Here is an 8,031-nt window from a genome sequence, read left to right as displayed (position 1 = left end):
GGCTGCGGAGGGTGAAGTCGCGGTGGGTGTGGTGGTGTCCGGATCGGGATTCGGGGTGAGGAAGGCGAAGCCTAGGCGGGCTTCGAGGCGTTTCTCGAAGCCTGAGCGGTCGTCGGGTGGGGCGTGGGCGCCCTGCTGCGGCAGTAGTTCTGGATGGTGGGTGGGGTTGAGTTCCCAGGGTCCTTGGGTGCCGGTTGGGCGCCAGGCCATGCGGCCGGCGTTCGGGCCGGTGGCGAGAATAACGGTCTCCCACTGGCCGACGTTGGGGCCGACCCAGCGGTTGTGGCCGCCGCAGCATGAGCCGATGGTGTCGATGTCGGTGCGACCGCCCTGGGCCCAGTCGGGGCTGTGGTGTGCCTCGGTGCGGATGAAGGGGGCGTCGCAGGCTGAGGCGGTGCAGCCGCCGTCGCGGGCGAAGAGCATTAGGCGTTGGGCTTTGTTGGCGAATCGGTTCTTTTTGCCGCGGCCGAGGTAGAGCGCTTCGCGGGTGTGGTGGCGGAATACGGCCAGGTGTGGGGTGGCGTCGGCGGCGAGTTCGATGAGGTCGGCGACCGGGATGAGTGTGCCCGCGGCGCCGATGCCGATACCGGCGTGGCGGGCCAGGTCGGCGTCGGACACTGAGATTACGATTTCGGTCGGGATCCGGTCGGGGCGGCCCAGGCCCTTGTTGGCGAGGAAGAAGTCGATGATTGCTTCGTGGCCGCGTTGGTCGGCGGTGCGGTCGTCACGCACGCGGGCGGCTGCGAGGGCCTGGTCGTCGGCGTCCTCGCTGCCGCGCGGGCTGTTCGGGTCGGCGGGGTTGTTGATGCCGGGGGCAGCGAGCTTCGTGAAGATCACGGCGAGCTTCTCTTTCAGTGCCGGGGTGAGTTTGCCGGCGAGTTTGCTCATGAGCTGGTCGTCTTGTGCGCTGATGCTCAAGGCGCGCTGACGTTGCCGATCCTGGGGTTCGGTGTACGCGCCGTCGGGGTCGATCAGGGCGAGCAGGCGTGCGCCGGCCTTCTCCAGGTCGGTGGGGGATAGGCTGCGCGCGTGCTGGGCTAGCTCGGCCTCGATCGTCGTGTGATCGGTGGGGTCGATGGAGTCGGGCACTTTTTTCATGATCGCGGCGATGACCAGTGCGTGGGCGGCGCCGATCTGACCGGAGGCTACGGCGTCGGCGGTCGCGGGTAGTGCTGGCTCGCGTGTGTCGCCGGTCAGTGTGGTCGGGCGGGTGAGGCGCAGGGCGAGGGCGTTGCGGCGTGTGGTCTCGCCGCGGCCCAGGCGGTGGCCGAGGGCCAGGTATGCGGGCATGGTGAGGAAGCCGGCGGCGCGGTGAATTGAGCGGTCGCTGCCCTCGAGGTAGAGGTTGGCTGAGAGGCCGTCGAAGCGGCGCCGGATCCGTTCGGACACTTCCACCGAGTGGGCGAGGTCGGCTTCGGAGGCTTGCGTCAGGTTGGTGGCGGCGAGCTTTGCGGCGGCGGTGTCCATCACCTGCAGCAGTCCGAGCGCGTCGTCGGGTAGCACGGTACCGATGCGCGCGGCGAGTTCGGTTTCACTGATCGGTGCGGCGTCGGGGCCGCCGATCGCGATGAATGCGTGTTCGGTAGCCGCACCGTCCTTATCGGCGGTCGCATTGTCGAGGCTGACGTATCGATCACCGTCGCCGTGTACGGGACTGCCGATCATCTGATTCACCTCCTTCCCGGGCGGGCCGGGATTTCTTATTCCTCACCATAGGTCGCACCTCCGACAAATCGTTGGCCGCCGATCTCATAGGACTGCGCGCCGACACCGCACTCGGTTCGCGCTTCGCCGAACCCGTAGACTCCGTGGGGTGAGCATGGTCATTCCCACCCCGTACGAGGACCTGCTGCGGCGCGTCATGGAGACCGGCGCGGCCAAGGCCGACCGGACCGGGACCGGAACCCGCAGCGTCTTCGGCGCACAGCTCCGCTACGACCTGTCCGCAGGATTCCCGCTGGTCACCACCAAGAAGGTGCACCTCAAGTCCATCGTGTACGAGCTGCTCTGGTTTCTGCGGGGTGACTCCAATGTGCGCTGGCTGCAGGAGCATGGCGTGACGATCTGGGATGAGTGGGCTGACCCCGACGGCGAACTCGGCCCGGTGTACGGCGTGCAGTGGCGCAATTGGCCCACCCCGTCCGGTGAGCACATCGACCAGATCCAGACCGCCCTGGACCTGCTCGCGTCGGACCCGGATTCGCGGCGCAACATCGTGTCGGCGTGGAACGTCGGGGAGATCCCGCAGATGGCGTTGCCGCCGTGCCACGCCTTCTTCCAGTTCTATGTCGCCGACGGCAAGCTCAGCTGCCAGCTCTACCAGCGCAGCGCCGACCTATTTCTCGGCGTGCCCTTCAACATCGCGTCCTACGCGCTACTCACGCACATGATGGCGCAGCAGGCCGGACTGGGCGTCGGCGAGTTCATCTGGACTGGCGGCGACTGCCATATCTACGACAACCACGTCGACCAGGTGACTGAACAACTCTCTCGGGAACCCTTCGGGTACCCGAAACTCGAACTGCGGCAAGCAGATTCGATCTTCGACTACAGCTACGACGACGTGCAGGTGGTTGGCTACACTTCGCATCCGGCCATCAAAGCGCCGGTCGCGGTCTGACGTTCAGAGCCCGAGCCGAGTGGCGACCTCGGGGCCGCCGACCGCACGGACCAACTCCGGATCCCCGCAGATCACTAGCTGTTCACGCGCCCGTGAGAGTCCGACATACAGCCGCTCCCGCGACCGCTCCGTTGCTGCTGGTTCGTTGAGTGCGAGCACCACTACCCGGCGCTCCAGGCCCTTGAATCCCAGCACATGGCCATAGAAAACCTGGTCGGTGTCCCAGAACGAATCCCAGTACTTGGCGTTGCCCTGATCCTGCCGCTCCACCTGTTCGGGGTGCCGGGCGCCGGTGGTGAGTAGGGCGATGTCCTCCGGGCGCCAGCCGGCGTCGATCAGCACATCGATCTGGTCATCGGCTACGCTGCATGCCTCGGCCGGGCTGCAGGCGATGAACGCGACCTGTGGTCCGTCGCCACCGCGCAACTGCATCCGCTGATCGGCCAGCGGCCCGAAGGTCGTGGCGATCTGCCGAGTGTTGCGCAGGTTGTGGTCGAGGACCAGCGGGACCAGCGGCACCGGCGGGCTCCCGTGCCGGTCGAAGACTCGCTGGGCTTCATCGCTGAACACGTACAGTCCGCTCTCCTGCGGATCGCGCAGCGCGGCCAGCACCGGCGGCCACCATTCGTCGGCGAAGTCCTGCGCTTCGTCGACGACGATGGCGTCGAACCGCATCCCGGGCGGCAACTGCTCGGCCAGGCGGGTCATCTCGCGGGGCAGGTCGTGCTCCCAGAAGCGCGCTGCACCCTCGTTGCGGATGCGCTCGTCGGGCCCCTCCGGCGCACCCCAGCGCAGGCCTAGATCATGGAACTCCCCGACATACGCCAGCCGGTCCCGGTGGGGCCACGAGGCGGTGAGCCGTTTGAGAAGCGAGGCCAGGCCATGCGAGTAGCAGAGGAGGGCGACGCGCTGGCCGTCGTGGGCCAATCGGCGGGCCTGCTCGACGGCAAGGAAGGTCTTACCGCTGCCCGCACCGCCGCGCACCTGGACCCGGTGCAACTGACGGATGGCGCCGAGGATGACGGCTTGCTCCTGGGTCAGCGCGTCGGCGGCATCCTCGTTCGCCAACGCCCGGGCGACTACATCGCGCTGCGGGAGTCCGCGGCCAGCGAGAATGGTCTGCAATTGCGCCACCCCGAGGGCGTCGATCCCCGGCGCCGTCGTGTGCTTCTCCAGCACGATCCGCCGCAGCAGCGGCATCAACTGGTCGAGTTGGGTACGGTCGATCACCTTCCACCGGGGGCAGTCCGGAAGCCCGAAATCGGCGGGCAGCTCGGTGTTCGGCAGCACCACCGCATGGTCCCAGCGCACTCGGCCGTGCGTCCACCGCGGATCGGCTTCGACGAAATTGCGGAGTGCGTAACAGGAGTCCCGCGCCTGGGCGACCGGATCGATCCGCCCGTAGCTCCCGTCCGGTCTGCGCTGTAGCCAGCCGTCGCCGTCGTGCCGAACCTCGCCACCCTTGACCTCGACGCACAGGATGCCCGCGCCGTCGATGGCGACGACGAAATCGGCCTCGTGGTCCTTCTGGTGGTCGGTCACCCGCTGGCCGACAACCAGAAGATCCTCGTCGAGTAGCTGGGCGTGCAGCCGCGTGAAGACGGCTTTCTCGGTGTGGTGGGCGAAACGCGGCTCGGGAGGAAGTGTGATCGGCATCATGGCCATTGTGGCAGGCGCGACGCGACTATTCTGGGAGACATGACGATCGCACTGGTGTGGGCACAAGATCGGACGGGCGCCATCGGACGGCAGGGCGCGATCCCGTGGAACGTGCCCGAAGATATGGCGCACTTTCGCGAGGTCACCGGGGTCGGCGCGGTGATCATGGGCCGCAAGACCTGGGAATCGCTGCCCACTGCGTTCCGGCCGCTCCCCGGGCGCCGCAACATCGTGCTGACCCGCAGCGCCGGCTACGGGGCCGACGGCGCCGAAGTGGTCGGCGACCTGGAATCGGCTCTTGCCCTGGTCGGCCGGGTTGCCGCGGTGGTCGGGGGTGGGGAGATCTACGCTGCGGCGCTGGCGCACGCACACCAGTTGGTGGTCACCGAAATCGACATGCTGGTCGACGGAGCCGACGCCTTTGCTCCGCCGGTAGACCCGGACATTTGGGAAGCGGTGAGGCCCGCGGACTGGCTTCGATCGCGCACAGGCACCCGCTACCGCTTTCTGGAGTACCGCCGCATCGACTACCGCGCGCGGTGACCGCCGACCTCTCGACCGCCGCCGCCCGTCGCATCGCGCTGGCCGCCCAGGGGTTCGCCGATCGGCCGCCGACCGGCGCACCGACGATGGCGCACTTCAAGCGGGTTGTCGGCCGGACCAAGCTGCTTCAGATGGATTCGGTGAACGTCCTTGAACGCGCGCACTACCTACCGGCGTTCAGTCGGCTCGGCGCCTACGACACCGGGCTCCTCGATCGCGCAGCCTGGCCAGCCTCGGTGCGCTCGCCCCGGCTGCTCGCCGAGTACTGGGCCCACGAGGCGGCGCTGATCCCCGTCGACGACTGGCCGCTGTTCGGCTGGCGGATGACCGAACTCGCCGACGGCCGGTGGCGTAGCCATAGGGAAGCGTTGCGCGGCAACCGGCCCCTCGCCGACGACATCATCGACGTCGTCACCGAGCGGGGGGCGGCCGCACCCAAACAACTCGAACAGGCACGGGGCATCGAGCGGCCCGGTGCGGCGGCCGGGAGTTGGTGGCAGCGAGGCGAGGTCAAACACGTCTGTGAGGCGCTGTTCGCCGCCGGCGTGCTCGCCTCGGTGCGTGACGCCCGGTTCGTCCGCCACTACGACCTCGCCGAGCGCGTCGTCGGGGAGGCGGCCACCGGCGCCCAGATCGGGCAGATCGACGCCGTGCGCGAACTCGTCCGGCGCGCAGCCGCGGCGCACGGCATCGCGACCGTGGCGGACCTAGCGGACTACTACCGACTCAGGACCGGGCAGGTTCGTGCGGTGCTGCCCGATCTCGTCGACGACGGAACTGTGGCGCAGGTGCGCGTGGAAGGGTGGTCCGATCCGGGGTACCTGCACCGCGGCGCCCGCGTTCGGCGGAACGTATCGCGCTCGGCGATCCTCTCGCCGTTCGACCCGCTGATCTTTTACCGGCCGCGCACCGAACGGCTCTTCGACTTCCACTACCGGATCGAGATCTACGTTCCTGAACACCAACGCGTGCACGGCTACTACGTGCTTCCATACCTGCTCGATGAGCAACTGGTGGCCCGTGTCGACCTCAAAGCCGACCGCAAAGCCGGTGTGCTGCAGGTACTTTCCGCGCACCATGAACCCGGCGTCGACGTCGGCCGAGTCGCCGAAGCCTTGGCCGGCGACCTGCGCGCGCTCGCCGGCTGGCGCGGACTCGGCGACGTCGTCGTGAGCCCCCGGGGAGACCTTGCGAGGGCGCTGCGCACGTGGCACTAAGGTTCACTTCGTGACGAGTGAGGAGACCGGCGCGGCCGGAACTGAGATCTACGGAGCCTGGGGAGCGGTGTTGCCGGGCGAGATTCGGGCTCAACTCGCCGTCGTCGGCCGCAGCGACCAGTACGCAGTGATCTACCGGGCCGGAGACGACGAGTGGGACACCCTGGCGTACGTCTACGACGCGGAGGCGGCCACGCGGACCGGCCTGCTGATCGCCAAGATGACCAAGATGCCCGAGCATCTGCGGATTGGCGCGAGCGGCGTTGAGACCGGATCGGACACCGAGCACCCGGGCGTCGAGTGGGTGGTGCCGACCGCCGTCGTCGACGATCCCGATCCGATCGTCCGCATCACCGGCCCCGGTACCGACCGCCTGTGGGCGTTGCCAAGTACCGACGGTGAGGTCCTGGGCTTGCTGAACCCCGACGGCGACCCTCGGGAACTCGCCGAGTTCACCTCGGCCGTCGCCGCCGATGCGTTCATCGCGATGATCGACGCCCTTTTCGCGCTCTCTGGGAGCCGCGGCTACACCGAGAATCCGGGCGTGATCGGTTGACCGCGCCGCGGCCGTTACCCCTCGACGGGGTGCGGGTATTGGAGCTGGGCAGCTACATCGCCGCGCCGTCGGCGGGCCGGCTACTCGCCGACTTCGGTGCCGAAGTGATCAAGATCGAGCGGGAGAGCGGCGACGAGCTCCGCAACTGGCGGCTCTACGCGGGTGAGACGTCGATGCTGTTCCGGACTCTGAACCGGAACAAGAAGTCCATGGTCCTGGACCTGCGCACCGCCGAAGGCCGCGCCGACATCCACGCCTTGGCCGCCCAGTGTGATGTCGTGCTGGAGAACTTCCGACCCGGCACCCTGGAGAAGTGGGGCATCGGGCCCGCCGACCTGTCGGTGGCCAACCCGCACCTGATCTTCGTCCGGATCTCCGCCTTCGGCCAGACCGGACCGTACGCCGAGCGTCCCGGCTTCGCGGCCGTTGCCGAAGCCTACGGCGGCTTCCGGGAACTCATCGGCGATCCGGATCGGCCGCCGGTGCGCACCGGCATCTCCATCGGCGACTCCATCGCCGGACTCTACGGCGCGTTCGGTGCGGTGCTGGCACTGTACGAGCAGCTCCGCCGCCGCGACGAGACCGATGAGCCGCTGCCGCTCGCCGACCGGATCGTCGACGTCGCACTGCACGAGGCGATCTTCTCGATGATGGAATCGCTGGTACCGGACCTGGGTGCCTACGGCGTCCGCCGGGAACGCACCGGCGGCCGGATGCAGGGCATCTCGCCGTCCAACGCTTACGTGTGCAGCGATGGCCTCTCAGTGGTGATCTCCGGCAATGCCGATGCCATTTTCGGCCGATACATGCTGGCCATCGACCGGCCCGATCTCGCCGATGACCCGCGCCTGGCCGACAACGACGGGCGCTGGGAACACCGGGAAGAAGTGGACGCGGCCATCGGGGAGTGGACTGCGCACCGCACCCGCGCCGAGGTGCTCGCCGCCATGGCCGACGCTGATGTCCCGGCCGGCCCGATCTACACCGCGGCGGACATCATCGCCGACCCGCAATACCAGGCGCGGAACATGATTCAGGAGTTCGACGTCGACGCCGGCGGCGACGGGCCGACCCGCGTCGGCTTCCCCGGCATTGTGCCGGTACTCGGCGACCGCTCGCTCCCGATCCGCTCCCTCGGCCCGGAGATCGGCGAGCACACCGACGAGATCCGCGAGCGCTTCCGGTGAGCGCCACCGACCTGATCCTGCGGGACGTGAGTTTGCGGGACGGTCTGCAACTGACCGGCAAACTGCTCACGACCGAGGAGAAAGTGCAGCTGATCCGCACGCTGCTGGCCGCGGGTATCCCGGAGTTGGAAATCGGCTCGATGGCGCGCGGCGAGCTGGTGCCACCGATGGCCGACAGCCTCGACGTCGCGGCCGCGCTGAGCCCGGCCGAACTCGAACGCTGCTGGCTCTGGGTGGCCACCCCGCGGC

7 protein-coding genes and 1 pseudogene are annotated in these 8,031 nt (G+C 68.4%); 6 read left to right on the top strand and 2 right to left on the bottom strand.

What is annotated here, in order from left to right; all coding sequences use genetic code 11:
* Window positions 1-1,665 (bottom strand): DUF222 domain-containing protein (locus tag WAW85_RS10810; protein ID WP_422559615.1); only part of this gene is annotated, 1,665 nt, incomplete at its 3' end.
* Between the two features lie 154 nt (window positions 1,666-1,819).
* Between WAW85_RS10810 and WAW85_RS10805 the strand changes: the two genes are divergently transcribed.
* Window positions 1,820-2,620 carry a thymidylate synthase gene (locus WAW85_RS10805; protein WP_422559616.1) on the top strand — a complete coding sequence of 267 codons (801 nt, stop codon included), beginning with the start codon at window positions 1,820-1,822 and terminating at the stop codon, window positions 2,618-2,620.
* Between the two features lie 3 nt (window positions 2,621-2,623).
* On the opposite strand, the gene WAW85_RS10800 is transcribed toward WAW85_RS10805, so the two are convergent.
* The gene (locus WAW85_RS10800; protein ID WP_422559614.1) at window positions 2,624-4,276 is read right to left on the bottom strand and encodes an NERD domain-containing protein; all 1,653 of its coding nucleotides are present in this window, start codon (window positions 4,274-4,276) and stop codon (window positions 2,624-2,626) included.
* A gap of 42 nt (window positions 4,277-4,318) precedes the next feature.
* Here WAW85_RS10800 and WAW85_RS10795 point away from each other — a divergent pair, with 42 nt between their 5' ends.
* The 5 genes and pseudogenes from WAW85_RS10795 to WAW85_RS10775 form a co-directional block, all read left to right on the top strand.
* The gene (locus tag WAW85_RS10795; protein ID WP_422559613.1) at window positions 4,319-4,822 is read left to right on the top strand and encodes a dihydrofolate reductase; all 504 of its coding nucleotides are present in this window, start codon (window positions 4,319-4,321) and stop codon (window positions 4,820-4,822) included.
* Window positions 4,819-6,039, top strand: a complete 1,221-nt coding sequence (locus WAW85_RS10790; RefSeq protein ID WP_422559612.1) for a winged helix-turn-helix domain-containing protein — start codon at window positions 4,819-4,821, stop codon at window positions 6,037-6,039. Before WAW85_RS10795 ends, WAW85_RS10790 begins: the two co-directional genes overlap by 4 nt.
* 10 nt (window positions 6,040-6,049) lie before the next feature.
* Window positions 6,050-6,595: a hypothetical protein gene (locus WAW85_RS10785; RefSeq protein WP_422559611.1), complete on the top strand. Its 546-nt coding sequence runs from the start codon at window positions 6,050-6,052 to the stop codon at window positions 6,593-6,595.
* Window positions 6,592-7,782, top strand: coding sequence for a CaiB/BaiF CoA transferase family protein (locus WAW85_RS10780; protein ID WP_422559610.1), 1,191 nt, complete (start codon window positions 6,592-6,594; stop codon window positions 7,780-7,782). Before WAW85_RS10785 ends, WAW85_RS10780 begins: the two co-directional genes overlap by 4 nt.
* Window positions 7,783-7,793: 11 nt before the next feature.
* Window positions 7,794-8,031: pseudogene (locus tag WAW85_RS10775) on the top strand (hydroxymethylglutaryl-CoA lyase); the annotation flags it as partial.

The sequence above is a fragment of the Gordonia sp. (in: high G+C Gram-positive bacteria) genome (assembly GCF_049299075.1).
Classification (GTDB): Bacteria; Actinomycetota; Actinomycetes; order Mycobacteriales; family Mycobacteriaceae; genus Gordonia.
This window is presented reverse-complemented; position numbering and strand designations above follow the sequence as displayed.